Origin of the sequence: Neobacillus sp. PS3-40 (assembly GCF_030915485.1) — a bacterium.
GTDB lineage: Bacteria > Bacillota > Bacilli > Bacillales > Cytobacillaceae > JAUZPL01.
On the sequence record NZ_CP133266.1, the window covers coordinates 1,095,596 to 1,121,856 of the forward strand.

The 26,261-nt window shown below is 34.3% G+C and carries 27 protein-coding genes and 4 pseudogenes; 13 read left to right on the forward strand and 18 right to left on the reverse strand.

The window, feature by feature from the left end:
* Window positions 1–18 precede the first annotated feature (18 nt).
* From yhbY to RCG20_RS05620, 4 genes are read right to left on the reverse strand one after another with little or no spacing between them, the layout of a single operon-like run.
* Entirely contained in the window at window positions 19–309 is a 291-nt protein-coding gene (gene yhbY, locus RCG20_RS05605) for a ribosome assembly RNA-binding protein YhbY (protein ID WP_308183256.1), read from the reverse strand.
* Window positions 303–1,142: a shikimate dehydrogenase gene (gene aroE, locus RCG20_RS05610; protein ID WP_308183257.1), complete on the reverse strand. Its 840-nt coding sequence runs from the start codon at window positions 1,140–1,142 to the stop codon at window positions 303–305. The genes yhbY and aroE overlap by 7 nt, the downstream gene beginning before the upstream one ends.
* 58 nt (window positions 1,143–1,200) lie before the next feature.
* Window positions 1,201–2,307 carry a ribosome biogenesis GTPase YqeH gene (gene yqeH, locus RCG20_RS05615; protein ID WP_308183258.1) on the reverse strand — a complete coding sequence of 369 codons (1,107 nt, stop codon included), beginning with the start codon at window positions 2,305–2,307 and terminating at the stop codon, window positions 1,201–1,203.
* Window positions 2,308–2,826 carry a YqeG family HAD IIIA-type phosphatase gene (locus tag RCG20_RS05620; RefSeq protein ID WP_308183259.1) on the reverse strand — a complete coding sequence of 173 codons (519 nt, stop codon included), beginning with the start codon at window positions 2,824–2,826 and terminating at the stop codon, window positions 2,308–2,310.
* 475 nt (window positions 2,827–3,301) lie between these two features.
* On the opposite strand from RCG20_RS05620, the gene RCG20_RS05625 reads away from it, so the two are divergent.
* Window positions 3,302–3,442 (forward strand): sporulation histidine kinase inhibitor Sda, encoded by a 141-nt coding sequence (locus RCG20_RS05625; RefSeq protein WP_308183260.1) that lies wholly within the window; start codon window positions 3,302–3,304, stop codon window positions 3,440–3,442.
* Between the two features lie 45 nt (window positions 3,443–3,487).
* On the opposite strand, the gene RCG20_RS05630 is transcribed toward RCG20_RS05625, so the two are convergent.
* A complete protein-coding gene (locus RCG20_RS05630; protein WP_308183261.1) occupies window positions 3,488–4,267 on the reverse strand; it encodes a phosphatidylserine decarboxylase in 780 nt (259 codons plus the stop codon).
* 131 nt (window positions 4,268–4,398) lie between these two features.
* Between RCG20_RS05630 and pssA the strand changes: the two genes are divergently transcribed.
* Window positions 4,399–4,938 (forward strand): CDP-diacylglycerol--serine O-phosphatidyltransferase, encoded by a 540-nt coding sequence (gene pssA, locus RCG20_RS05635; protein ID WP_308183262.1) that lies wholly within the window; start codon window positions 4,399–4,401, stop codon window positions 4,936–4,938.
* Window positions 4,939–5,912: 974 nt separating this feature from the next.
* On the opposite strand, the gene RCG20_RS05640 is transcribed toward pssA, so the two are convergent.
* From RCG20_RS05640 to RCG20_RS05650, 3 genes and pseudogenes are all read right to left on the reverse strand, one after another.
* On the reverse strand, window positions 5,913–6,161 hold the full coding sequence (locus RCG20_RS05640; protein ID WP_308181417.1) for a hypothetical protein: 249 nt from the start codon (window positions 6,159–6,161) through the stop codon (window positions 5,913–5,915).
* 32 nt (window positions 6,162–6,193) lie between these two features.
* Window positions 6,194–7,024 (reverse strand): IS110 family RNA-guided transposase, encoded by an 831-nt coding sequence (locus RCG20_RS05645; protein WP_308183263.1) that lies wholly within the window; start codon window positions 7,022–7,024, stop codon window positions 6,194–6,196.
* 118 nt (window positions 7,025–7,142) lie between these two features.
* Window positions 7,143–7,772, reverse strand: a pseudogene (locus RCG20_RS05650) (transposase); the annotation flags it as partial.
* 92 nt (window positions 7,773–7,864) lie between these two features.
* On the opposite strand from RCG20_RS05650, the pseudogene RCG20_RS05655 reads away from it, so the two are divergent.
* From RCG20_RS05655 to RCG20_RS05665, 3 genes and pseudogenes are all read left to right on the forward strand, one after another.
* Window positions 7,865–8,934, forward strand: a pseudogene (locus RCG20_RS05655) (IS1595 family transposase).
* Window positions 8,935–9,042: 108 nt separating this feature from the next.
* Window positions 9,043–9,396, forward strand: a complete 354-nt coding sequence (locus RCG20_RS05660) for a hypothetical protein (RefSeq protein WP_308183264.1) — start codon at window positions 9,043–9,045, stop codon at window positions 9,394–9,396.
* 141 nt (window positions 9,397–9,537) lie between these two features.
* Window positions 9,538–9,945: a hypothetical protein gene (locus RCG20_RS05665; RefSeq protein ID WP_308183265.1), complete on the forward strand. Its 408-nt coding sequence runs from the start codon at window positions 9,538–9,540 to the stop codon at window positions 9,943–9,945.
* 117 nt (window positions 9,946–10,062) lie between these two features.
* On the opposite strand, the pseudogene RCG20_RS05670 reads toward RCG20_RS05665, so the two are convergent.
* Window positions 10,063–10,242: pseudogene (locus RCG20_RS05670) on the reverse strand (IS5/IS1182 family transposase); the annotation flags it as partial.
* A 588-nt stretch (window positions 10,243–10,830) separates the two neighbouring features.
* Here RCG20_RS05670 and RCG20_RS05675 point away from each other — a divergent pair.
* Window positions 10,831–11,031 (forward strand): annotated as a pseudogene (locus RCG20_RS05675) (RNA polymerase subunit sigma-70); the annotation flags it as partial.
* A gap of 956 nt (window positions 11,032–11,987) precedes the next feature.
* Here the strand turns inward: RCG20_RS05675 and RCG20_RS05680 are convergent.
* The 5 genes from RCG20_RS05680 to RCG20_RS05700 all read right to left on the reverse strand — a co-directional run bounded on the left by RCG20_RS05680 (window position 11,988) and on the right by RCG20_RS05700 (window position 19,040).
* Window positions 11,988–13,751 carry an ATP-binding protein gene (locus RCG20_RS05680; RefSeq protein WP_308183267.1) on the reverse strand — a complete coding sequence of 588 codons (1,764 nt, stop codon included), beginning with the start codon at window positions 13,749–13,751 and terminating at the stop codon, window positions 11,988–11,990.
* Window positions 13,752–13,762: 11 nt separating this feature from the next.
* Complete coding sequence (locus tag RCG20_RS05685) at window positions 13,763–14,782, reverse strand: SIR2 family protein (protein WP_308183268.1); 1,020 nt, start codon at window positions 14,780–14,782, stop codon at window positions 13,763–13,765.
* A gap of 717 nt (window positions 14,783–15,499) precedes the next feature.
* Window positions 15,500–15,994 carry a helix-turn-helix domain-containing protein gene (locus RCG20_RS05690; protein ID WP_308183269.1) on the reverse strand — a complete coding sequence of 165 codons (495 nt, stop codon included), beginning with the start codon at window positions 15,992–15,994 and terminating at the stop codon, window positions 15,500–15,502.
* A gap of 266 nt (window positions 15,995–16,260) precedes the next feature.
* Window positions 16,261–16,749: a helix-turn-helix domain-containing protein gene (locus tag RCG20_RS05695; protein WP_308183270.1), complete on the reverse strand. Its 489-nt coding sequence runs from the start codon at window positions 16,747–16,749 to the stop codon at window positions 16,261–16,263.
* Entirely contained in the window at window positions 16,749–19,040 is a 2,292-nt protein-coding gene (locus tag RCG20_RS05700; protein ID WP_308183271.1) for a hypothetical protein, read from the reverse strand. Before RCG20_RS05700 ends, RCG20_RS05695 begins: the two co-directional genes overlap by 1 nt.
* Window positions 19,041–19,329: 289 nt before the next feature.
* Here RCG20_RS05700 and RCG20_RS05705 point away from each other — a divergent pair, with 289 nt between their 5' ends.
* Together RCG20_RS05705 and RCG20_RS05710 are read left to right on the forward strand one after the other, a co-directional pair.
* Window positions 19,330–19,521 (forward strand): helix-turn-helix domain-containing protein, encoded by a 192-nt coding sequence (locus RCG20_RS05705; protein ID WP_308183272.1) that lies wholly within the window; start codon window positions 19,330–19,332, stop codon window positions 19,519–19,521.
* Window positions 19,521–19,889, forward strand: a complete 369-nt coding sequence (locus RCG20_RS05710; RefSeq protein ID WP_308183273.1) for a hypothetical protein — start codon at window positions 19,521–19,523, stop codon at window positions 19,887–19,889. The genes RCG20_RS05705 and RCG20_RS05710 overlap by 1 nt, the downstream gene beginning before the upstream one ends.
* A gap of 270 nt (window positions 19,890–20,159) precedes the next feature.
* On the opposite strand, the gene RCG20_RS05715 is transcribed toward RCG20_RS05710, so the two are convergent.
* On the reverse strand, window positions 20,160–20,597 hold the full coding sequence (locus tag RCG20_RS05715) for a hypothetical protein (RefSeq protein WP_308183274.1): 438 nt from the start codon (window positions 20,595–20,597) through the stop codon (window positions 20,160–20,162).
* Between the two features lie 803 nt (window positions 20,598–21,400).
* Between RCG20_RS05715 and RCG20_RS05720 the strand changes: the two genes are divergently transcribed.
* The 4 genes from RCG20_RS05720 to RCG20_RS05735 all read left to right on the forward strand — a co-directional run bounded on the left by RCG20_RS05720 (window position 21,401) and on the right by RCG20_RS05735 (window position 22,970).
* Window positions 21,401–21,718 (forward strand): hypothetical protein, encoded by a 318-nt coding sequence (locus RCG20_RS05720; protein WP_308183275.1) that lies wholly within the window; start codon window positions 21,401–21,403, stop codon window positions 21,716–21,718.
* 24 nt (window positions 21,719–21,742) lie between these two features.
* Complete coding sequence (locus tag RCG20_RS05725) at window positions 21,743–21,922, forward strand: hypothetical protein (RefSeq protein WP_308183276.1); 180 nt, start codon at window positions 21,743–21,745, stop codon at window positions 21,920–21,922.
* 16 nt (window positions 21,923–21,938) lie between these two features.
* Window positions 21,939–22,184 carry a hypothetical protein gene (locus RCG20_RS05730; RefSeq protein WP_308183277.1) on the forward strand — a complete coding sequence of 82 codons (246 nt, stop codon included), beginning with the start codon at window positions 21,939–21,941 and terminating at the stop codon, window positions 22,182–22,184.
* A 78-nt stretch (window positions 22,185–22,262) separates the two neighbouring features.
* Window positions 22,263–22,970, forward strand: coding sequence for a hypothetical protein (locus RCG20_RS05735; protein ID WP_308183278.1), 708 nt, complete (start codon window positions 22,263–22,265; stop codon window positions 22,968–22,970).
* A 190-nt stretch (window positions 22,971–23,160) separates the two neighbouring features.
* Here the strand turns inward: RCG20_RS05735 and RCG20_RS05740 are convergent, their stop codons facing one another.
* The gene (locus tag RCG20_RS05740; RefSeq protein WP_308183279.1) at window positions 23,161–23,697 is read right to left on the reverse strand and encodes a hypothetical protein; all 537 of its coding nucleotides are present in this window, start codon (window positions 23,695–23,697) and stop codon (window positions 23,161–23,163) included.
* On the reverse strand, window positions 23,628–24,071 hold the full coding sequence (locus tag RCG20_RS21740; RefSeq protein ID WP_374120513.1) for a YHYH domain-containing protein: 444 nt from the start codon (window positions 24,069–24,071) through the stop codon (window positions 23,628–23,630). Before RCG20_RS21740 ends, RCG20_RS05740 begins: the two co-directional genes overlap by 70 nt.
* A 260-nt stretch (window positions 24,072–24,331) precedes the next feature.
* Here RCG20_RS21740 and RCG20_RS05750 point away from each other — a divergent pair, with 260 nt between their 5' ends.
* A complete protein-coding gene (locus tag RCG20_RS05750; RefSeq protein WP_308183280.1) occupies window positions 24,332–25,309 on the forward strand; it encodes a coiled-coil domain-containing protein in 978 nt (325 codons plus the stop codon).
* A 56-nt stretch (window positions 25,310–25,365) separates the two neighbouring features.
* Here RCG20_RS05750 and RCG20_RS05755 read toward each other — a convergent pair whose 3' ends face one another.
* The gene (locus RCG20_RS05755) at window positions 25,366–26,106 is read right to left on the reverse strand and encodes a metallophosphoesterase family protein (RefSeq protein ID WP_308183281.1); all 741 of its coding nucleotides are present in this window, start codon (window positions 26,104–26,106) and stop codon (window positions 25,366–25,368) included.
* Window positions 26,107–26,261 lie beyond the last annotated feature (155 nt).

Here is a 26,261-nt window from a genome sequence, read left to right on the forward strand (position 1 = left end):
CTTTACGTCTTTAAGGTATTATGGAAGAACAATTTGTTTATTTTCTACAGATTCCTTATAGAGCACAATTGTATGCCCGATTATTTGAACAAGTTCTGCACCTACACCAGTTTTCAATTGTTCAGCAATAACTGTTTTATCTTCATCACAATTTTGGAGAATGCTTACTTTAAGGATCTCTCTAACCTCTAATGCCTCTCCAATTTGTTTAATCATATTTTCGTTAACTCCACCCTTTCCAACTTGAAAAATAGGATCCAAGTGATGGGCCATCGATCTCAAAAATCTTTTTTGTTTACCTGTTAACATCTTGTGCCTCCCAGCTGTTTCAAAACATTTTGTCTCATTCTTCCAACATCAGGGGAAACACCTGTCCACTTTTCAAACGCAAGTGCCCCCTGATAGACAAACATATCGATTCCATTTTTAATTTTTGCGCCTTTTTGTTTTGCCTTTAGTAAAAATTCCGTTTCAAGTGGATTATATATAATATCATATACTACAGCATTTTCATTTAAATTTGAAAGGGATAACGGTTGTTCATTTATGATTGGATACATCCCAATCATAGTTGTCTGCACGATGATATCATATTCCTCTAATCGTTTACCTGCTTGGTCAAGGCTTAAAGCATTAGATGATATCGATTTAGTACATTCATTTACAAGCTTTAATGCCTTTTCAACTGTTCGGTTTGATACATCAACTCTTTGGGGCCCATTTTTTACTAATGTAAAATAAATAGCGCGAGCTGCACCACCTGCTCCAATGATTAGAACTTTTTTCCCTGTTAAAGAAGGAATATAATCTTTGACTCCTGCTAAAAAGCCTGGACCATCGGTATTGTAGCCAATCAATTTACCATTTTCATTTACAACAGTATTTACTGCCCCAATTTCTCCAGCTAATTCATCAATACCATCTAATAAAGGGATAATAGTGCTCTTATGTGGTACTGTTACATTAAAACCCGCTATACCAATTGCTTTTAAGCCTCTCACGGCATCCTCTAAAGATTCTGCTTTCACTTGCAATGGATGGTAATGAGCATCCATTTTGTAAAAAGAAAATAAATCATTATGCATTAGCGGGGACATCGAATGTCCAATTGGATCACCTAATACCGCAAAAAGCTTTTTCACAACCTTCTCTCCCAACCCCAAGCTTCAATTGTTATGCCGATTTATATAGTAATCTTAATTATATTAGCGATTTTCTTATCAGCGTTTGTACACCCTTTGGTGCATAGGCAACCACTTTAGCACCTGGTTCGTTTATTGTAATCCAGCCAAGTCCGGAAAATACAATATCTGTTTTCGCCTCTTTTATCATAAATTCTTGTTTAACAAGCTCTGGGAAAGATCCTAACTGTTCTTGGCGAGGCGGAGTCAACATTTCCCCAACATGCTTTTCATAGAGCTCTGTAGCATTTTCAATCTTAGTACGATGGATATTTAAATCGTTTGAAACATAACAAACAAAGGATCTTCTGCCACCACTAATATAATCAAACCGAGCTAAGCCACCAAAAAATAATGTTTGCCCTTCATTTAATTGGAAAATTTTCGGTTTAATTTCTTTTTTAGGTGTTATCACTTTTAAATCACGTTTATCAACAAAATGAGCCATCTGATGGTGGTTAATAATTCCTGGCGAATCAATCAACGCTCTTCCATCATCAAGAGGAATCTTGATGATATCTAAAGTTGTTCCTGGAAAATGAGAAGTGGTGATAACATCGTCTTCCCCAGTTACCTCTTTAATAATCCTATTAATAAACGTCGACTTGCCTACATTTGTACAACCTACCACATATACATCTTTTCCTTTTCTCATTTCATCAATAGCTGCAGCTGTTTCTTTAACGAAATATCCTTTATCCGCACTGACAAGAAATACTTCTTCAGGTTTTAATCCAAGTACTTTTGCTTCATGCTTCATCCAATGGATTAGTTTACTATGTTTAACAGATTTCGGAAGTAAATCAACCTTATTTCCGACTAACAATATTTTATTATTCCCAACAAAACGATGCATACCTGGTATCCAACTGCCATTAAAGTCAAATATATCGACTATCATCACAATAAGTGCATCACTTTTACCAATTTCATTTAAAATTTTTAAGAAATCATCATCTGTTAGATCAACATCCTGAACTTCATTGTAATGCTTTAAGCGAAAACATCGCTGACATATGATGATTTCCTTTTCTATTGAAGAAGCGGGGGCATATCCTAATTCACTTGGGTTTTGTGTTTGAATTTTTACCCCACAACCCATACACACTAATTGCTCACTCAACATTTAATCCTCCCACTGAATCATACCTTTTTTTCGGAACCAATTTAATATTCTTCGTTCAACAAACCGGTTAAATTTAGTGAAAAAACCATCTGTTTGAGCAACCGGAACAACCAAGATAGTATGGAAACCACTGCGGTTGCCTCCCAAAATATCTGTTAATAATTGGTCCCCGATTACAACGGCTTCTTCTCTTTTTATGTTCATTTGTGAGATTGCTTTATGAAAAGCTCGTCCCATCGGTTTCTTTGCTTGATAAATAAACGGGATTTGTACCGGATCTGAAAATACCTTGACTCGGGTCTGGCTCCTGTTATTTGAAACGATCGTTACAAGAATATTATTTTTTTTCATATCTTCAAGCCATTTAATTAATTGTGGAGTTGCATTTGGACGGTCCCATTCTACAAGCGTATTATCCAAATCAGTAATAATACCTTTAATCCCCATATCTTTTAAATGGTTTGGGGTGATATCCAAAATACTTTTAACATGTTCGTTTGGTAAAAAATGCTTTAACACCAAGATTACACCTCATTAATTATTCCTTATAAATTATTCATTCTATCACTTTTTCTTGTATCATCATAACTAATTTTACTTTGTCTTTCAAAGTTTTAATGAATTTAACCCATTTTTCTCGATTGTATAACTATTATTACTATTTTTCAAAAATCGACAAAACACGATAATCTTTTCTGGAAAATAAAAAAATACCAGTTAATTTACTCATTTTAAAAATATTTTTCGACAAACTCTTAATATTTTCTACATTGTGGATAACTTTATTAACATTATACCCATTGATTCACTTACTCTTTTATCATTTATAAACAAATTAGTCACAAGTTATCCACCATTACCTGTGGATAACGGAACGGTTGTTCTACTGACTTTAATTTGGTAGATTAAGGGTACATCAATTGTACCTACCATTATATTTATTCCTTCTTCAAGATAGAACATTTTTTCAAAAAAACTGGAGGTGAATTCTGGCATGCGTAAACTGTCAGATGAATTATTAATTGAATCGTACTACAAAGCTCTTCAATTAAATCTAAGCCTTGATTTTGTTCGCCTCATTGAGACTGAAATCCACAGACGTTCTTTATCGAATCTAATTAAGGTATCTTCCTAATTTACCATACGCCCTAAAAGGGCTCTTTTTTTTGGCATAAATAAATTAAAGTAAGTTTCCAATTCTTTCGCCAACTTTAATTTCTACTGGGGTAGCAAGAGCGGAATCAATCTGAAATGTCCCCTTTTCAAATAGTAAAATGACAGTTGATCCAAAACTGAAATAGGCCATTTCTTTTCCCTTTTCCAATCTATCTCCAGTATGGATGATTTCAATTGAATTAACGAACATTGCGCCAACCTTTACAACCGCCATAAAGCCACTGTCCGTTTTCACTTCAGTGATCACTCGATAGTTTTTAGAAAGTGTTTTATTCCCATATTTTAACCCTAACTTATTCACTGGATAAGACTTAGCTCCCAACGTCCATTGCTTTATAATTGTGCCTGTGACTGGGCTATGAATACGGTGATAATGGCTTGGGCTCAAATATAGGATCATATAAGTGCCATTCAAATACTTTCTAACCGTCGCATGATCTCCTAACATTTCCTCAACCGAATAAATTTTCCCTTTCACTTCCATTTCGCTCGATTCCTTTATTATTCCAATATCTTCAATGACGGCATCAACAGGACTCACGACCGAATTAGGAGCTGAATCAATTCTCCTTGCCCCTACCTTTAGCTTTCGAATAAAGAGATCATGAAGTGTCGGGAACTCATGTAACTCCTTTTCCATGTCTGTCTGGTTTAAATCATATATTTTGGTAAATGATGGTACAATAAAACGACTAAGCGGAGAACGGGCAAAATGTTTAAGCATTCCCGATGTCCACCTTCCATTTGTAAGTTCAATAAGCAGGCGATATAACGGCTTTATCAATGGACTACCCCCAAAAAGTGTAAATATACTCTTTACGAACTGACATAAAAAGCTTAGAATTAAATACTATAAAGTAACACTAAGGAAATCTATTCCCTTCCGGCTTGTTGTTTAAAAAGGAGTGAGGACAAATGTTTTTATTGGAAGTGTTTGACCAAACATTGAAAAAGCTAAAATTACAGACAGCAAATTTAATGACATTAACCAATTTATCATTAGGTGGTTTTGCAATCGTATTTGGAATTAATGGGAATTTACGGTTGAGCTTGCTTTTAATATTCGTTGCAGCGCTTGCTGATCGCTTTGACGGAATGATTGCAAGAAAATTTAATATTGAATCCGAACTAGGAAAACAATTGGATTCCATGAGTGATATTATATCATTTGGTGTAGCACCTGCACTATTACTCTACGAAGGTATTTTACACGAATTTGGCGGACCTGGCGCTTTTTTCACTATTTTTTATATCGGATGTGGCGCTTTTCGATTAGCTCGTTTTAATATAACGGAGAGCAATGGCTATTTTACTGGCTTGCCGATCACAGCAGCTGGGTGCCTGGTGACGTTAAGCTATCTAACTATTCCCTATTTTCCAGCCCAAACGTTTTTATTCATTATGATGATTTTATCTTTCCTAATGGTTGCCTCGTTTAAACTAAAAAAGGTTTAAGAAAACCCACAATAAATAATAAAAAAGAAGACCTATTAGAGCCTACTCGTTCTAAGTAGGTCTTTTTATATGATCTTGAACACTCTGTTACATCATTTTTTCAACAAAATGATGTAACAGAGCCTTTAATAAGGCTCTCAGATGTCGAGAAAGGGGTATTTTTCTCGGCAATTTTTATTTTCTCAGAATCCGAATACCAAATTTATCAAAGCTCCCTGCAAATGGGTCTGTTGATTTCCGCTCCAGGCACTCGCTTTCCGCGGGGAGGTCCTGAAGCCTCCTCGGCGTTACCGCCTGCGGGGTCTCCAGTGACCTCTATATCCCGCAGGAGTCGAGTGCCCTCCGCTCCAATCAACAGGGGGCAAATCAACTTAAAGTATTGCAACACACTTTTTCCAATTTAGCTAAATGTGTTGCAATCTTTTTATATTTTGGCATGCGGCAGTAAGGAGAGCCTGCTGATATGAACGAAACTGTCAAGGCCCCCACTCCACAATAGGTTTTGCTTTGTTTTTGGGTACTCTTAAGAAGAGAAGCTATTTTCGGCTTCTTGTCTTAGTAGGGTATTTAGCCATTCTGGCTAGAATAGCTCCTTCTTTAGCTTACTGACCACTTCTCACCTCTTGGAATAGCTGTCAAGTGCTCTTCTTGACAGCTATTCCAAGAGGTGAGACACTTTTTTAGCTAAAGATGAAATGATCCTTCCTCCTTTTTCTTTTTTTGAATAGAAGGTAAGAACACGGCACGAAGGCAAAAATCTCTACAGCGGTTAGCGCTCTGATATTCGTGGGTTTTCACATTTTATCTTTCCGTATAAAGGACTTTTCCACTAACTCGGGACGTGCGTTAATCTATTTAGATATAGCACAGAGGAGGCACGTGGATTTTCCTTTCCGGTTTTTCTCTTTGCCTTCGAGCCCTATTCTCATTTTTCTATTTATACATCTATCTTGCTTTGAGGAACACGTAACCTTTTAAGCTTGAGGTATATCTTCTACTTCTTGCATCACTGCCCAAATAAAACCTGCCAATTCTCGCGCTACTGCTGTAATGGCTTTACCGCTTTCTTTCCCTCTTGATAATAAGCGGAAATACTTCTTGTGGAGTCGGTTCTGTGCTTTCCACGATATTGCCTGAATCGTTGGTGATTGCCCACTTTGCCGTCTTTGTAGTTCTCCTTTAACAGAGGGTTGATACCGATAACTCCAGGCAGACTCTACCAATAAACGCCGTACGTGTCGATTACCTGTTTTGGTTATTTCTCCTTGTCTCCTTTTTCACCACTCGAATACTCGCTAGGGATTAAACCAACATAAGCCATGAATTGCCTCGGTGTAGTAAAACGTTTAAAAGAACCGATTTCTGCTACAATACTTGTCGCTGTAATAAGAGCTACTCCTCTTAATGATTGGAGTGCTTGAATTTTTTTGGCATGGACACCTTTACTCGCTAAAATTTTAATTTCTTCTTCTAACCTTAGAATACGTTGTGCTAACTCTTTGAGTTGGTGGTAGTATTCCTGGAAAGTTACTTGTAGAGAAGGGTTTTCAAATTTTAAAGTGTCCAGCCATCTGAAATATTTGATTGTCCACTTATTTACTCCAGTAGGAGGTTTAATATCATTACGCAGTAAAAATTTACTTAATCGGTGTTTCCCTCTCAGTTCGTCTTCTTTGGCATCTTCTCTACACCTAACAAGATCCCGCAGAGCCTCATCCTCTGGAGTTGGTACATAAATTGGAGTCAACTCTCCAGCCCGATATAAATGAGCTAAGCGAACAGAGTCCCTGCGATCCGTTTTAATACGTTCTCCAGGTCTTTTAGGAATAAGAGACGGGGCAATCACCGAGCAGTGAATCCCTAGTGTGATAAATAGTCGGTACAATGGATATCCTGTCGGACCAGCTTCATAACACACTCGCAGAGATTCCGGGCTGCCCAATTTTTTCATTAATTTCCTCACTTCTTCTGGTGTATGAGGAATCATTCCATGGTATCTAGGCTCCCCTCGGCCCTCATCGGCAATAGCGACTGCAATTTTTTCCTTTGATACGTCTAAACCTACATATTTTATGGTATCCTTCATAATGACTAGCTCCTTCCGTAATGTAGCTCTGATTTGGTTTTTTGTTTTTCATCAGTAAACATTCTAACCAAATTAACCTACGAATTTACGAGTAAGGAGCTAGTTTCGTTCATGATAACTCGGATGCATTCTTCAATCCCCGTAACCGGCAATAGCGAAGCCCATGCAGCTCTTCCTGAGTCTGCGAAGCTTCGCTCAATTTTTTCCTTTCTAAATTTATAAAGTATTTTTCCAGATTTAGATAAGCGATTTAACCTTACCTTTTCTTTGTGCTCCTCTCAAACATGTCGTGTTACAACTTTCACTTTATTTTTTGAGCGTGTACATTGGGATAAAAATGGGCAGTTCGTACACTTCTTCGAATCAGATTTGTATTCCCTATATCCCACACGGGTTGTAGTTTTGTATGTTAATTCTTTGTTGTTGGGGCATCCACTTCTTGTCTCGTAAACTTGTTTTTATTTGCATTTGCTTTTAAATGTGTAGAATCCGTAAATAAAACACGTCCGCCAACCATCTTATGATTTATTGCTAGAAGTACAATCTCATCAAAAATCTCCTGAAAAATAGTAGTATCCTTAAAACGGTGTTGACAATTCCAACTAATCGTTGAGTGATGAGGTACAGAGTCCTTGAATTTTAGGCCTAAAAACCAGCGATAGGCAACGTTTGTTCTAATTTCTCTTTCTAGTTGGCGTTCAGAACGAATGCCATAAATATAACCAATAAACATCATTTTAAAAAGAATACGCTGTGTTAGTATTCATTGTTGATATTTGCAATCACCCGAATCTTTGTTCTATAACATTGGTAAAAGACGGTGAAAAGTAGGTATAATCAGTGAACGTTAGAGATATTATTAAAGCCATTCAAGAACTTAATCCAGGAGACAAGCATCGTTTACGAGCGTATTTGATTAATTCTCTTACCGCTTCCTCAGCAACAGGTAATGTGTTACACGAAATCTCTGAACGTAAGAACAAAGAAGGCTATCACTGCCCTGATTGCGAATCAGAACATATTGTTCGAAATGGGAAATACACTACCCTCGTTGATGGTGAAGAAGTTGAAAAGCAACGATATCTTTGTAAAGCGTGTAAAAAGACGTTTACTGATCTTACAAATACCACTTGTACCGAACTCGCCGTCTAAATAAATGGGTTAAATTTGTTGAATGTATGATAGATGGATACTCCTTACGCAAATCAGCAGAATTAATGAATGTTAATAATTCAGGTGATGATTCAGATGATATTTCTTACGTCACTTTATTCTACCGGAGACATAAGCTGCTATCTTCGTTAAATAAAATGGAAATCTCTGATTTTCAAGGTATTGTGGAAATGGACGAGACTTATTTTCTGTACTCTGAAAAAGGGTCTAGACATATTAAAGACAGGGAACCTCGGGAACGAGGTGGAGCTGCCAAAAAACGTGGAATAAGTAATGAGCAAGTCTGTGTGTTAGTGGCAAGGGATCGGGATAAAATGACCTTTTCTCAGGCATTCGGAATGGGTCGATTAACAAAAGAGCAATTAGATAAATCAATCGGACATAAACTTTACAATAAAAACGTCTTATGTACCGATTCTTGGCGTGCCTTTAAAACCTATGCTGCTGAAAAGGGAATGGTTATTTATCAATTCAAATCAGATGGTAAAATCCGTACGAAGGGGATTTATCTCATCCAGAACGTCAACAGCTATCATAGTAGACTAAAAGGATGGATACAACGATTTAAGGGTGTTGCAACGAAGTATCTAAACAATTATCTTACCTGGTTTCAGGTACTAGAAGCCATACATCACCAAAGAAATGACGTTAATATAAAAGACTTGATAATTAAAGTAAATCTAATACCAAATACGGAAACATATATTACACTTAGGTCATCAAACATCGTGATATAACAATTGTTGCTTCTTTAACTAATAGAATTGTTAGTACAATAAGGCAGGAATGTTGGAGTGATTGTCGAATTACCTTTTTATGCCACATATTAAAGGGATGAATGAAATATGTTAAAGACTATTAACTTAAAGAAAGCTGTTTTCGGGATTTTCATTCTCCTTATAATTTATTTTTCATATTTTTACCAAAAACCAATGCTGACAACTGGGGAAGCCACAGATTATGCGGTTCAGTGTTTGAACAATCCACCAAAGGAATTAGGAATAAAATCCTTTAATCTTAATTTGGATGACATTACTTCTGGAAATTTGTTTATTGATACAAAGAGTGGTTTTTTTAATAAATTGACTAATCAACGTGAGTTGAGTGTAACACTGAAAACTAAAATAGGAAGAGAACAAACCGTCAGAATAAATGCCTATAGTGGAAAATGCATTGAAGTGACAGGTCCATTAAATTAACAAGATGTCCTGAATTTATTATGCTAACGGAGAGTTTTAGTTAATTAGAGGATCTCCAAGAGATGTCTATTTCTATTGTAATAATTGTTGGAAACAATAATAATTATTGCCGTCTAATAAGTAAAAGTAGGAGGGCTAAATATGATTAATGCTTTTAAACTTATAGTCCTGATAATTATATTTCTTCTTATTGGAGGATGCACAGATCAAGAGACCACGCATTTAGATTTACATTCAAAAAGACTAATGGATTTTTATCCAGGCGACATTTCAAAAGTGAATCATATTGAGATGCGGAGCGGTTCAACTGGTGAGCTCGTAACAATTACAGATATACAGCAGGTACAAGATTGGATAAGCAGAGTTGATAGTATAGAATTTATACCTGACTCAAATCAAGAAGAAAAAAAAGGTTATTTATTCTTTGTCGATTTATTTGAGGGTAATGAGCGAAAACTTAGATTTTCTCCTGGTGATGTTGAAGGACACTATTATATTTATAACAAGGAATTGGAAAAGGAAATAGCTGAACTTTTTAAAAGTAAGTAGATAAAATATTGAGTTTGGTTAGATCACTTTCGGATAGCATAAAAAAACAATTAGGCTGCCATTTTATGGTAGCCTAATTTAGTAGTATTTAATCAACATTAAACGCTAACACAGCGAAAGAATAAGGGGATCAGTTGGGCGTCCATTATCATCGCTGTAATATTGGAGGATTTTTTCTAGAAGAAACAAAAAATCAATATATTTATCAATCAAACGAAGTAGATGGTCATCAGGTACTAATTCATCAATAGATACAAATTCATGTTCATTTTGACTAGACTCTTTTGGCTTAAACATTGATTTCACCACTTTTTTTATTATTTATTAGTTGAACGTAAGTTCTTTATTGAAAGACACTCTGCTGATTGGAGTGGAAGGCGCTCGACTCCTGCGGGAGTACGGGGCAGGGGAGATCCCGCAAGCGCTTCAGCGCTGAGGAAGCTCCCCTGCACGCCCGCGGAAAGCGACCGCCTGGAGCGGAAATCAACAGACCAGTTACAAAGCTAATATACTAATATCATTATAACAAATTAACGCGGTGAATTATTAAAGAATCTGTGCAAAATAATAAGCTGTTGAAGGGTTTTTCGACAGCCTGAGGCCTTTTAATAAGGCTCTTTCCTTAAACTTTGTTGCTATTTGAAACTAAATTAGAATGGTATTCCAGTTTACCGATGAAAACTGTAGGGAGTTTTTAAGAAAAGAGCACGATACCATAGTTATTTCGGGTTTTTAGACTAGGTCCGAAAAACAACAATCTATGCGAAAACAGCTTTTAATAAAAATACGCCAAAATAAAACATTTTGGACAGACACAATCATCCCCACTCCTTCATAGGAATTAGGTATAGGCAATAGTCCTAAAGAAAGCGGGGGTGGAAATTCATGTCTGGCATCTTGACTGCACTTGGCTACTTAATGAAAGAGCTTTTTTTTCTCGTTTCTTATGTGAAGAATAATGCTTTTCCGCAGCCACTATCTGCAGCCGAAGAAAGAAATTACTTACGTTTAATGGCACATGGGGATTCAAATGCCCGAAATATGCTAATAGAACATAACCTAAGGCTTGTAGCCCACATTGTCAAGACGATGTAGACTTAAAACAATGTACCAGAAACATTGATAAATCATATGTTTTAACAGGGTATTTCGTTTTGAAAAGAATTGGTTCAAATACCAAAAAGTATATTGTTGAGGTGGACGAGCCTTTGTTTACCTTATTATAAAGGTATATTTTTTTCTTACAAATGTATTTATTACTGTATTTTGTTTGTTTTTAGAAAATCAAAGTAAGAAGATTTCAATCAATGATAATCGTTATTCAAAAAAAGATTCGATTTATGAGTTAAAAAAGTCATAAATATTTTAGATAGTTGTAAATCCTCAAATAATAAAAAATATCTTTTTTACCATCTGGAAAATGAAAATAAAATATAAGATAATTAATTTTAAAAAGTCCATAGTAAAAAAAGTGAAGATGGCGCACCATCTTCACTTTTTTACTATGGACTTTTATGTAATTTTTATTTGATTTTAATTTTCCAAAAAAAGTAAGCATTATTCACTTTCAAATTCGAACAAAAGGTTTCTATGTACAATGACATACTTTCCATTTTGTGAAGGTAATGTTTTTTGAGTTTCTTTCATAGATAATCACTTTCCTTGTTCTTCAACTTCCCACAAAGGAACTTTAAATGTAACGTTCCCCCCTAGAGCTGTTAATCTAATTAATCAATTTCAAAAGTCACTTGGAAAATGGTATTAAAACTGATTTCTTAATATGTAAAAGCAAGGGTGAAACTATCCGGTTTTAATTGCATAAACATTTAATTAACCTATTTTAAAACCATCCCCAACAGCCAATTCTTATCATTTTTCAAATATTTGTAGTTTATCTTCCAAAAATAATCATAACTTTTTTGTATACTGTAATCCTCTATTTATTGATAGTAAGAAAAGCTGCTATTATTTAAATTCAAAAAATTAACTTCTTGGTACACATTTATCATATACATTGGTTTTGAATAATAATATAATCACCTTTATACTAAGGTTCTTCGCACCATACTTTGCATACGCCATGATTTAACAGATTCTTCAACGGAATTAATTTTATCAACATTCATCCATTCATCCCAAAAATCAATAGTGCCACTGTCTGGTTGATTATTTGGTTCAGAAATCCTTACTCGACTTGGCAATAAACTTGCGTCCCCCACTATTAATGCCTCTCCTCGATCAAGTACAGGAAGCAAATCAGTAAATCCACCTAAGTTATCAGGTAATAGCCGTTTAATTACATTTTGGTCTTCTGCATTAGATAGTCTCATAGAGATAAAGTTACTACATTGACTCAATATTGTCTTATTTACTTCAGAGGGCCGTTGACTAATGACAACTAAACCAACACCATATTTTCTTCCTTCTTTCGCAATTCGCTCAAAACTCCTTTGTGCAGAATCTGTTAATCCAAATGTGCTTGAGATTTCAGGAATATACAAATGTGCTTCATCACATAACAATGCAATAGGATGACGGTCTTCTTTTTTTGTCCATTGTTGGAGTGAAAAGATTAAGCTTGCTATTCTTCCAATAACCATTGGTAAAATATCTGAGGGTACCTCAGATAAATCGATTATTTTCACGCCTCCTTTTTTTTCATTTTGATGCTCTCTACCAGACAACAATGCATTCGAAAGTCGATTCATCCAATCCCATTCATTTACAGTGTCAGGAGGATTCATCATGAAAGCCAACCTCTTATCCGAAACTTTATTTTCCAATCTAGCAATGAATCGGCTTAATTTACCATGGAATTCACCTTGTTTTAAAGTATCTTTTTTAGCCCCCTGAACCATCTCAGAGTCTAACCTAATTAATTCATCTAATACTTCACTTAACATATAAGGAACAGGGCTATCCACGGTAAAATTATTAATAATTTCTACCTCTCCTATTGCTTCTAAAAATCTTCTTTTAGCTTCTATAACAGTTCTTGATAATACCATTGCTTGGTTTGGGGCATTCTGATCACTTCGATCTACGAGCATACCCATCATATCTTCATAGCCTAGCAACCAATACGGAAAACATAAGATTCCATCTTCAATATCTTTACCAAGTTCGATATCGCTTGGTCCAGCAATTCTATAATGTTTGATACCATCATCTGTAAGCGTCTTGTACTCTCCATGTAAATCAAAAAGAATTGCATTAGAATTATCTAAAGTAGCAACTTGCTCTAAAAGTTTAGCGGTTGTCCAAGATTTCCCTGATCCTGTACTTCCAACAATGACTGCATGGCGTTGAAAGAATTTATTAGCATCTAAATAAGCAATTGCACTGTCATCTAATGTATAATTCCCTATACTTAACGCCTGTCGTTCTTCTCCCGATTGAAAAGAAATTGCAGTCATAAAAGCAGTCAATTTTGCTCCATCTATAGGAAAACAATTCGCATCAATCTCTGGAACAGTTTCAAGTGTCCTTCTAAAAACATTTGGTTGTTCTAAAACTCTATCAAAAAAAGTTCCTATTAATGTAATTCTTACAGAATTGCTTTCTTTAGGATTTAGCTCGTCTTCTTCAATCTCTTCCGGTTGTAGTCCATTAATAGATTTACGGACGATTTTATTCACCATACCAATTAGATGTTGCCCCGCTCTACTACTTCGAAGGGCTACTAAACGATTAACTTGCATGCTACGTAACTTTTCAATATTATCAACATTTAATATCACACTTGTCGTATCCACAGCAAAAACCTTGCCTAAAGAGTCTTCTTCTTGATAATCAAATATCGCCATAATTACTCCTCCTACAAAATAATTTTCAATAATTCTTTTAGATCCCAAATAGAGTCTGCTATTTCAATATCTTCAGAGTTTGGCAAGACAATTTTAGAACCTGTATTGTATTCTTCAATTCCGACAATTTTCGCATTTTGATTACTTTTAATAAAATCTCTCGCTCTTGTAGTCAATTCTTTCGAAATAATTAAAATAGGGGTTTGGGAAGCTCTCATTTTCTCTACTAATTTTGGTTGGATGTGCACATCATTAAAACCAAATCCAATTATTATTATTGATTTGGCATCAGCAAATAATTCATCGACTCTCGTTATGAGACTTCTAAAAGGATCATCGTGTGTATGTTGATATTTCCCTCTCCCCGGTGTTACTATTACAGGAATAAGTTCACTTATGTCATGAAAGTCATCTGGTAACGACAGCAATTGTAATTCAGAGGTACGATACCAATCAAGTGACCCATGCACTTTAAGAACTTCAACTGAATTTGGCTCTCTAAGGGTTTTTTTTATCTTCCCATTAAATCTTTTTATGTATTGTCCTTCAAACCCTGTATAAGGATTAAGTCTCGCTTGATCAATAGCATATTCCGCTAATCGGTCATAATTCGTAGTTACTATTTTAATGCTAGGAGAAGCTGTATCATTAAGAAAGATCAACAATCGACTAAGAGGCATGGTAATTTCATTCAAAGCAACTAGCCTACGTATTTCTATATCCTTTTTACTTATTAATTCCTTTGTTTTAAAAATTATTTCATTTTCTAAATTTACATTTATACTAACGAGGTGTAATGCTTGTTCTAAATCTCTTCCATTCCTAAGTTCAGCTCTAAATTCCTCCCATTGCCCCTTTTCAGGATCGCCTGGATTAATATTTTCGCCTAAATATTTAGCTAATTCCTCCATTCCCGGAATTCCGTATGCAGCTGATGCTCCACTTCCTAATACGATAACAGGAACAAAGGAAATGCAATCTTGAATGAATTTCACTACTTGTTTGGGCAAATCATTATTCAAGTTTTTCACAAGCCCTTCAGATTATTTTCGACTAAATATGCGGAAAGATGAAAATAAATTAGCTAATCCTCACTTTATTAAAGAAGAGGTTTCCTCAATCAAAAGGGATTTTTAACAAAAATTACCTTTAGTTAGATTCTACCAATCCTCCACTTGAATATATAGTCTAAATTTACTTAAAAATAGAATTATTTGTAGAATAATCCATAATGTTTTCACTTACTACAACAAGTCAACAACCGCACAATATAGCTAATACCTGTTTGTGCCAATTAATCTATATAGGTTTTGGCAGTTGTGAAATGCAGAATAGAAATACAGAACTTTGCAGGGAATTTGTACAGATTTCCGCATGAGAATCTCATGCAAATAAAAAAGGACTTGCTGGCCACCCAAGTCAACCTCTACTGTTAAAGTGCGAACTCAAAACAGATGGAGGTTAAGGAGGATGTTAACAATGTCCGATAATAATGTATCAAATACTTACGAAATGGAAAAGGGATGTCAATCGAAGAAAATGCAAAAACGCTAATTATTAATTAATGCTAACGTATCCACAGCTTCGAGTTTTGATCAATGTCCGACGAGCAACTTCTAGATCATTGAACAACATTGAATGAGCGGCTTGGTAATGGAGAGTAAACACTGATTTTCTTGGTGGACTCATCTATATCTATTTCTGAAGTCTAGTTTATTTTAGTTAATTTTAATAAGGGTGTTATTTTTTTAATCAAACAAACGACTTAATCTGTTTACAACATGTTTATTATAAAGGAAATCGACATACTCCCTGATTGAATGAATGGTTTTTGCCCTATCATTCGCTTTTTTTTCTATTTCAATAATTTTCACCATTACATCTCGATATCCCTGAAAAAACAATGCATATAATTCAATTTCACTTGTATCCATATTCTCCATCTGATCAATCAGTTTCTCGATAAGTATCCTTTTTAATTCATTATTTTTAATTTGATCTTCTTTTGTTTCTGTATGGCTATCAGATAAACCAAAGACAGATTTATATTTCTCTTCAAAGTTTAAAACATTAAATATGTTTAACAAAACTTCATCAGAAGGCTTTTTATAAACTCCTTTTTCAAGCTGGGAAATGTAACTCGGACTAACCCCAATATCTCTTGATAATTCTCTTACTCCAATACGTTTTTCCAAGCGTTTATTTCGAATTAACTGGCCTATAACAACTGTGTTTCTCTCCATCTTCTACTCCTTTGTTTACTGTTTGCGAAAAGTATAACATTTTTTTGATTAGTAAAAAATATAATAAACACTCACAAGTTTGGATAATCACTGGTTTCCATACACAGCAGAAATCATCAGACTAGACAAAAAAATAATGGACGAGTTAAATAGTGAGGAAGAGATTAATAACAAGGAAATACGAAAATTAGTAAACTTTATGAAATATGTCATTCTACTATTGTATCTTAATTTAAAAAAAGGATAGCTGGCTACGCCGCTATCCTTTAAGTTATTCTTTTGAATAAAAATTCTTTTAAATCTTTTCCAAGTATAACATGATGACCCTTGGTATTAACTGAACGCAAACCCTTTTGACTTACTAATAATCTTACTGTTGCTGGTGTTACGCCAAGCATTTTAGCAACATGTCCCGATTTATAGACCTTATAATCCAATATTACTTCAAATATTAAAGGCAGGGATGATTTTTCTCCAGTTTTTTTTACCTTTTCCATCCAACTATCAAAATTTTCACCTTGTAAATTTTCAATAACCCTTCCATTTATTCGATGCCCTTTTTTGGGCTTCTGCTCTAAAAATTTTTTCAAATCTTTTCCCAATATTCTATGGTGTCCACCAGGATTACACGATGGAAGTTTATTTTCATTTACCCATCTTCGAACAGTTTTTGGAGCAACGCATATTAATTTACCAATGGTTTCAGGATTCAACATTATATTATCTGGTATTTTATCAACATTTGTAAATTCCATTATGATGGAATTCCCTTTTTTAGATTATTCAGTTCATCTTTCACGGCTTTTAATTTTTTCTCCAATTCTCCCATTTCAGCTACAACATCATTAAGCGTGTAACCCAATAAAATTAACTTATCCTTTTGCTTCCTATTTGTAAGAAGCAATAAAGAATTTAGTTTTTGGAACCTATTTTCTAATAAATCATAAATTTTGTTAAGTTTCAAAATATCTTTACTAGGTTTCAATGATGTAACTTGTTTATTCTCGGCAAATTCATCACTGTATAAATTCTTAGTAAAAATTTTATTTTCAAATTCTTGGGGGATTTCATCAGTGTTTCGATATCCCTTTTCAATTTCCCATTTAATCAATTCTTCTCGATCAAAGGGGTATTCCAAGGTTTCAGATATTACTTTGATATATTCTTCATCTGACAAAGATTCAGTATATTTAATTTCATTAGTTGCCCCAATCATTCCTCGTTCCTTATGCCTCATCTGAACCTGGGCAGCCCGAATCAACTTCATTTGGTTTATTCTAGTATCTTTGATGAGACCATTAACAATCCAGTTATTCATTGACCTTCTTGAATCCTTTAAAATCAACCACTGACGTTTAGTAGGGGGCAAAAACAACATGTTTCCCCTTAATTCATAAAGGAATTTCATGCTCACTTTTAAACTGCTTTCCGGGTCTTGTTTTACTCGTCGAAACAAATATCCTTTACCTCGCTCCTCGCAGACACTATATATTTTTTCACGAAGATATTTGTTTATTTGAAAAACCAGCACTGGAGGAATTAATGTACCAAAATATTCATTCGAAGGTGACCTTCCTTGTTTTGAAGCCTTCGCAGGCATAAAAAGCCTGACATAACCAAAGTTTTCGTCAATCGTGCCATCTTGTTTATAAAAAGGTTTAATTGCTGGATCAGGCTTTAGTAAACCATTTTCATCAATCCAACTTTCCCCTGTTATAGGATTAGTGAAATACTCAATCCTTATTTTAATCATTTCTTCTGGTCGGATACCACCAAGTGATCCTAAAAGCCATGCGATTGCAAAGGAAACGTTTCTTTTTTCTAGAAATTTATAGACTTGAATATTTTCATCCTTAGTTAAATAAACCTTCACTCTAATACTTTCTGGATCTGCCTTTTGGGGAGTAAGCTTTTCTACAACCCTTTTTATTCTTTTTTTTACATTATTAAATTCCAATATTTGATTTAGAACAGTTTCGTCGATTTCTTCCTCCATATTCTTAAGTAAAAAAAGAATAAAAGGTTTTATAAAAAAATTTGCGGTAATGTGCCATGAATAACTTGAAGTTATTCCTTTTCGAATAGCATCAATATCATACTTATCAATACCGTAAATATTAAATCCCTGCCTGGTATTATCAAATTTTATACTTTCTTCTTTATTAAGTATTCTATATGTGTTCTTACTACCTATTTTTTCATAATCTTTGATTTTGCTACGTTGGCAAATTATCTTATAAATTGTACGTTGTAATTCATCCCTATGTTTGGAAAGATCGATTATTTTTCCGTACTTATTCCCAAACCACGGATCAATGAGGGGTGTTCCATCTTTTCTTTCACTTAGGTACTCTTCAATCAATTCATTTATTTCTTTATTCAGTAATTCTTCATATGTTTCCCCTATTTTTTTTCTGGTTGAATATTCAAAGTTTTTATTTCTAGCATCTGGTATCTGATCCAATAGATATTTGTAATCCCAAAGAAGTGACCCTTCATATTTTTGGGGCTGTTTTATTAGATCCTTTTGACACAACCTTTTTAGAATTTCGTAGGTGGGTAACTCTTTTCTTTCAGATAAAAAACGTAATGAATTAACATTCTGTGCCTTTACTTTATTTAAATCGAAATAGTATACCGTTCTTCCGCTTGTAGGAGATATACTTTTATCGATAACTAAATTACCCCATTTATCATTCTCTTCAATTTCTTTAATGAAAGTTGTTAATGGGATACCCCATGATTTTGCTAATTTGCTATCTAGAATAGCATTCTTATTCTTTGAAAGAGACGTATTTTTTTGCTCATAGAATTCAACCAACTCCTTAATTGGTTCAATATTCTTCTTTAGTATAAACACCTTAATTTTATGATCTAGTTCAGCATAAAATATCATATCTTTAAAAATATCGTTACTTAGCATTTTGTATGGGACTACCTTTTTTCTAAAATATTTTTGAAGTTCTTTTGGTGTACCAGAGATAACGTCCCCATATTTTTCCTCTATATCTTCCCACTTTATAATTTTCATAACTATTTCTTCCATTTAAAAGCCACCTCTATTATAGGATTAACAGAAAACATAAAATTTATCCCTATTTTTCTTCCGATAATACATCTTACCTAAACAAAGAATGGGTTAATTTTTTCTTTTTTTGTGATTTGTTTAATAAATAAAAGAATAGGTTATCCTTATAAAACAAATATTAATCAAAGGAATAAGGGGGTTATTTTTACGTTTACTGTTTACTGTATATTTTTATTGTATATTCAAAATCAGTTTCAATCAAGTGGGATTTTATGTAAATTAATGTTCTTGAAAGGATGATAATAAGGTGGGATTTTTGTATGTCGACTTTGAAGATAACGAAATATTCACGCCCGAAAAAATTGCAACAATGTGGGGATTTCACCCCGAAACTGTTAGAAGTTGGTGCAGAACTGGTAAAATAAAAAGTCACAAATGGAATGGAAAATATGCAATTTCAGGAAAGGATTTTAAGGACTATATTAACGGAGGGATTTAATGAACATAAAGCTTTTGTGCTTATCATTTTTCAAAGAACACAAAATAAATTATTATTTTAGGTCACCAGTTATTATTTTTAATTGTTTATACTGTAAAAATGAAATAAAACTGAATGTGGAGAATGGGGAATGGAATTGTAATAATTGCTCCAAAAAGGGAAATCTATTTGATCTTAAGGACCTTATCACAAAAGGTTATATAAGCAAAATGATTTATAATCCCCGCAAAGAAAAAAACAAAATTAAACAAGCCATTAAGTTAATAAAAAATGAAATTAATGATCCAAAAATTCAAGCAAAAATTGATGAAATCAATCAACAGGTAGAGCTTTTATTTATTTACTTTGTGGAAAAAGAAAGTGGATAATTACCTGTTTTTCTCAATTAGATATTTACTTAACAACATCCCCAGAAAAAAACAAGATGAATAAAACTACATTGCAATCCCATCAGACCAATATATAATAAAGGAAGAAACTCGCAATATTTCGATCTTTGCAAACTCTATTTTCCTATTTGCATTAACCTTACCTTTTAGTACCATAAAAAAGAATCGCCGCAGCGATCCGCTTTTTTACACCAGCATCCGATTATGGAACAGCATTTTATAAGGTGAGACATATCTAAAAGTAAAATGTTAATTGAATCTGATTGAAGATAAAGAATTAGTTCTATAACAATTTTGGCAAACCATATTAGAATAAGGTGCAACTGGAGCCCCACAATAAATACATTTTTTCCCCTTATTATTGTTCTGATGCTCTTTGTTAAAACTATCTATTTTTTTATTGTCTTGTCGAATTACTAGTTGTTTATTGCAATCAACACATTTTGCTTCAATTAAGTTATCAGATGAGATAACATTCTTCTTCCCGCATTCTTTACAAGTACGGATAATTATCTTATTTTCCTTAATGTAGTTCGTGATTAATTTTTTTATTTCGTACATTGTATTTTTTACAAATAATTCATTTAAATTTTTAACTAATTTTTTATCTACAAGAATTAATTCTCTTATTTTCTTATCGCAATCGGGATCTCCTTTACACACTTCTAATAATAGCCAATTTTTCATTTCATCCCTTCGACTAAGCATAAAAGCATTCCCTTCGATTACTTATAAATATAAAACTACTATTTATTATACTAATAAACGATAGTTATTTTATAAATATTCAGTGATTTTTTTATTCATCAGTTGAAAAGAAATAATAGGTATTCCTTTTCTCTACTTTTATTTAAGGAACTTCTTAACTACTACAATAAAACTCCAGAAGTTGTTCAAAAATCTGGCCCTAAATAAAATTAGCGTATCCCTGTCGAAGCAAAGATACCCGTTAATTTAGGTATAATTATTCAAAATCTTACCTGAAATAAAATCCCTTCTAAAAAACAAGGAATTATTTTCCTGGAATAGTTAAATAAACAATTATATCATTCACTTTCAATCTTAAGCGAAATTTCGCCCTCTACAAATAGATGTAATTCCAGAGTATGCACTATCAAAATTAGGTTCTCTTCTTATCGAGAGATCTAAAAGGGCGTATAATTATACTTAGCAATTGCCTGTTTCCCTCTTCTATTCATACATAAAGGGTAGTATTCTATTAGTTATCTTGACATACATATTTTCATACTTAATAAATTTTTTGGTTGGAGCATATGATATATATTCGCTTCATTTTCTGAATTTCCTTTAATTTCCTTATCTAACTAAACTGACCCGTCGAACAAGGAAACTTTCTTACGGTCTAGAAAAGGAACCTAATCTGTTGAGAAAAGGCACCGCGGTGCCGGATTTTTTACGTTTTTTTATTTCTCAATTTGTCCTTCGTTCCATGATAGAATGGAATAAAAAGGATAACGGAGGAGTAAAGGATGCTTTTTTTTACGAAAAGAGATCGAAAGATACACTTTATATCAGCACTTATTAATGGCGTTATTTTTACGATTTTAGGCGTTTATTTTTATAGTCCAAAATCGTTTATTCCATTTGCACTTATCTTTTTTTGTTTTGTTTTCGTGATTCAAATATTTGTAGGGATTACCCCGATCATTTTAAAACTTTTCTTTTTAAATTCTCTTCACCCAAAGGAACAGACAAAGGAATTCGAGAAAAAAATAGCGATGATTCAAGAAGAAATCAAAAGAGTCAATGGCCAAGATTACAACGAGGATGTTTTCTATGATGAATAAGCATTACTTGAGGGGGCATCTTTCGTGTATGAAGGCTATGGGTATTGGACAGAAAATGATTCCGAATTGCTAATAATAGCTTTATTAGTGCTAGTTCCTTTATTTTTAATTGGCCCTATTATACAAAGGCACAAAGAAACGGCAAAAGCGATCGTTACCTTATTTATTATTATTGCTTTAATTTATGATTTCTTTAAAAAATGACAGGAGATTGAAAGTGATGAATGTTATTATCCAGATGGTCTATTCGGTTCATGGGAGCAAAAACAGCCGGGAAGCATCCTTCCCCCCCCGGGGAAAAAGGCCTGAGGAACTGGCTTATGATTGGTGGAAACAAATCAAAAAGGAGATGTCCTACTTTGCGAAGCTAGAAAAGGTTGTTGTGAATGGGGAACAGGATATTACCGAGACTATGATAAATATGGAAAACGCCATTCATCATCTTCAAGGCGAATTACCGTTTTAGGGTGTTCCACCAACAAAAGCGGAAAACATACGATAAGAATATAGTTATTTCCATTTGGAGTAAGGGGGTTAGATTTCATTGAATACACTTTCTAATATTAAATTAGCTTTTCAACAAGCAAATATAAAACTGTTTGAAGCAATGGATAATTCGGAAGACGGACAAGAAATATTTTTTTGTGGGGATAATGATTTTCAAGAATTTATGGATTTTTTGGCAATGAATGAAGTTAAATATGCTTTTTATACTCATTCTGAAGTAACAGAAGAATCATTAATTAATTTGGAATTGATTACAGAAGAAGAATATGGATTTGAGGCAAAACGTTTTAAAAAAGAAGCTAAAGAATATAACAAGCTAGTTACGAAGCATATGGGGGATTTACTTACTGCGACACTTTTTACGGTTCATAATGGTTTATTTATTAGCGTGATTATAGATAGTGAATTGGAAGATAAACTTAAGGAAGATGGAGAAGATGCTCTGGACTCTTTGACTAGTGAATATCGGGACGAGATGGAATTTCATAAAATTGAAAGGGAACAGGAACTATTAAGAGAAATTGAGGAAGATAAGGCACAGGAGCGAAAACAAAGAGTACATAAGTTTTATGATCTCTTAGAAAAAGATAGATATTTTGCAAGTCTCACAACCAAAGACGGACGAATTTTAAGAGCAACCGAATTAGCTGCAGAATTAGGATTGAAAGAAACAAAAACAAACATTGTAGGATATTTAGATGTATTTTTGACCAGAAAAAAAATGGAGAAAATGAAACAAAACTAAGGGAATTCTTATGGGTGTCCCTCGCACAAAACATATACTAAGGCATTAAGAGTGTTTAATATGTTGTTCAGCAATTCCTGATTTTCTGAACAGACCCTTAGCGTATGTTTACAGCGTTTTGCTGGTAGATCCCCTTTAGGAGGATAAAATACAAAAGAACGAGAAAATTTACTCGTTCTTTTTGATTTTTCTAACACCTTTTATATAGCTTATAATATTTCTTTGCCTTTTCATCGTAAGCAAATCCAATTGGCATTTCCCCTTCATCCACCGGCTTATCCATTATTAAACGTTGCGTTCTATTCAACATATCTTCTGGTATCTTTTCATTTTTGAAAATAGGTAAATTTAAATATCTAATTTCATCAAGCTTATAATTCGGCGTGATTAAATCAAGTTGAGATAAATCTGTTATTTTAATATCTATCTTTTTGATAAAATACGCATATTTTTCTTCGATTAATTGATGTACAACTATAATTTCTATTTCTCTATTTCCCGTAAAAATAAAAAATCCATTAGGATAAAAGTCGAAGAGCCTGTCTTTTATAATATTAAAATTAACAATTTCAATTTTATAGCCAAAATCGCTATAACACGGATATATATAGAAGAATCTATCAGTTAAAAGTAATTTATCAATGTCAATTTCATGTATTAAATTCTTAACTTTTTTAAAGAGCCATACTTGGGATCTGGAGGAGAAAAGCGATCTTTTTTCTGCCACTTTACACGTTCAATTTTTACCCCCCTTAAACTATTTTCAAAAGGGTTTATGCTTATTGCCTTTTCTTCTTTTTTTGAACCACTTGCTCCTCGAACAATTAAATAAATAAAAAGAATGCCGATTCCGAGTAGAAAAATCTTACCAACAGGGAGGTCGTAACCTACTTGTTTTTGTGTTGTTGTGTCAGGAAAATAGGCTCCTGTGCCGGAATTAGTTTTATGCGTATGATATTCTCCGTAAGTCAATCCAAAGCTTTGACAATTAGTCCAACAATAATGGCCACCGTTTGTGTCTGTCCTGCCAGGGTGAGCTTCAACGTAACTTACTTGTAGCAAAAGAAGCAATGCAAGTCCGAGTAGAAAAAACTTATTCATTTAATCCCCCCTCTTTTTTTATGCTTCCTAATCAGATTTAGTTCTTTTGTCAAGTTTTCAATGAAAATCAATATATGTATATCCTGTATACACAGCATGAAACCTATATTTGCCGGGTATACTAGATTAAAACGTGCATACACGGGGTGAAAATAGTGGCAAAAGAAAATCTAAAAGATAAAGAATCGAAAAAAGAATCGGAAGAAGAATCGGAAATAGAATCGGAAATAGAATCGGAAAAAGAATCGTTTCAGGTCAGAATGGATGATAAAAAACTCTTAGCCATTCTCGATAAAATGCATAGAGGTTCAGGATTATCAAAAAAAGATTTTTGGGAAAAAACTTTCCACGACTGGTATATTCAAAGGCTCGCTGATGATACAAACGAGAAAGTATCCAAAGATTTGCGAAAGCATTTTAAAAGCGATGTAGACAAATTACAAACGGCTTTAAACTCGATTTTGGCCACCTTTACAGGCCAAATGGAGAATATTTCGGTCGAAAAAAACAAATGGGAACTGCAATTAAAGAAGGAAAAAGAAGCCAGGGATCAAAAATATGCATCCCTGGAGGGAACGTACAAAGAGCTGAGAGCCGAACATGAAAAATTCAAAGAAGAATCTTCAGTCCGCGAAGAGGAGATTAACGCTGAGAAAAAAAGGTACGAAGAAGAGATAGCAACGGCTAGTAAAAAAGTGAATCTCGCTGAAGGCCAAGTAAAAGACAAAGAAAAAACCATCGAAGAGCGTAAGAATCGCATTGAAGAATTAGAAGGGGAAGTTGGAAAACACAAAGATGAAATTGCCCAAAAAAATCAGGAGATCTTAGATAAAATCAAGGAAATTGAAGAATTGAGGCCTTTATCTGAAACCAACAAAAAGCTGAAATCCGATATAAAACAGATGGAAGAGACCCATGCTGCTGCACTAAAACAGAAAGATGTTCATTGGCAAAACGAAGTGGATAAAGCTGTGACGAAGCGAGAAAAGGACATGCTGCCGGATATCCGAGCAGCCGAAGAAAAAGCATGGACAGACGCTCATGAACGTGCACGGACCGAAATGACAGCTATTTATGCACCAGAACTGGATAAATTACGAGATCAAAATCAAAAGCATATCGAAACGATCGCGAGTCTAAAACAGGAGCTTGAGCAGCTTCGTTCTATTTCCAAGAAAGAAGAAGAAACTAAAACAACAGCAAGCACAAAAAAAGACACGAAAAAAACGAAAAAATAAAAAAGGCGAGCAAAAGATGCTCGCTTTTTTATATACCTTAATAGGTGTGAGTATACTCATTTTCCCCTCGCTTTCTCGATTCTGTCCACTATCTCCAGCTCTTCAATTCGGAGTGTCCGCACTTCAGGGGATTTGAGATCGTTACAGTAATAGAGGTTATTGGATAGATCAACAAGAGAAAGCTTTCCGTTTTCCCAAACCGAAGCCCCTGTATCGCAAGAAATAAAGTTGTTTCCAGCTCGATAAACGGCGGAGTAAGGAGTGTGCCCGTGTACCATGATCCGGTCCCCTATCGCCTGTTTTAACGCCTTTGATGGGACCGAATACATCCAGTTCAACTCGGTAAACGTACTCATTTCATGCTGCTCCGTGGCAGGCTTATTAACATCAATTCCGGCGTGAACGTAAAAGTGTTCCTCATCCTGATGATAAAGAGGGAGATTCGCTACCCAAACAAGGTGCTGAACCCTTTCTGTTGTGGTTTGAAAAGCAGTCTTCAATTCTTGTATGACCGCTTGTCCACCGTAACGCAGCCACATATTGCTTTTCATGCCAAACACATATTGCCTCATCATGATTTCGTGATTTCCTAGAACCACAAAAACATTTTCGGGGTATCGCTCCTGCAGCTGTTTAGCATACTTGAGCACTTCAACAGAATGGGGACCACGGTCAATCAAATCGCCAACCAAGACCAGTTGATCTTTCTCTGGATTGAAGTTGGCTACTTCAAGAAGCGTCACCATCGATTGATACTGGCCGTGCACGTCGCTCATAGCCAATTTTCTTTTCTCCATGCCTTATCCTCCCTATCCCTTTTTTATTATGACCATCATGATGGATTTATATGATTAGGGATGCGTACAGAGTGTACACCTTTATATAAAAGGGTTTTATCGGTATACATTCATCAATTCAGTGATACTAAAACCACCTATTCCCTTGATTAAAA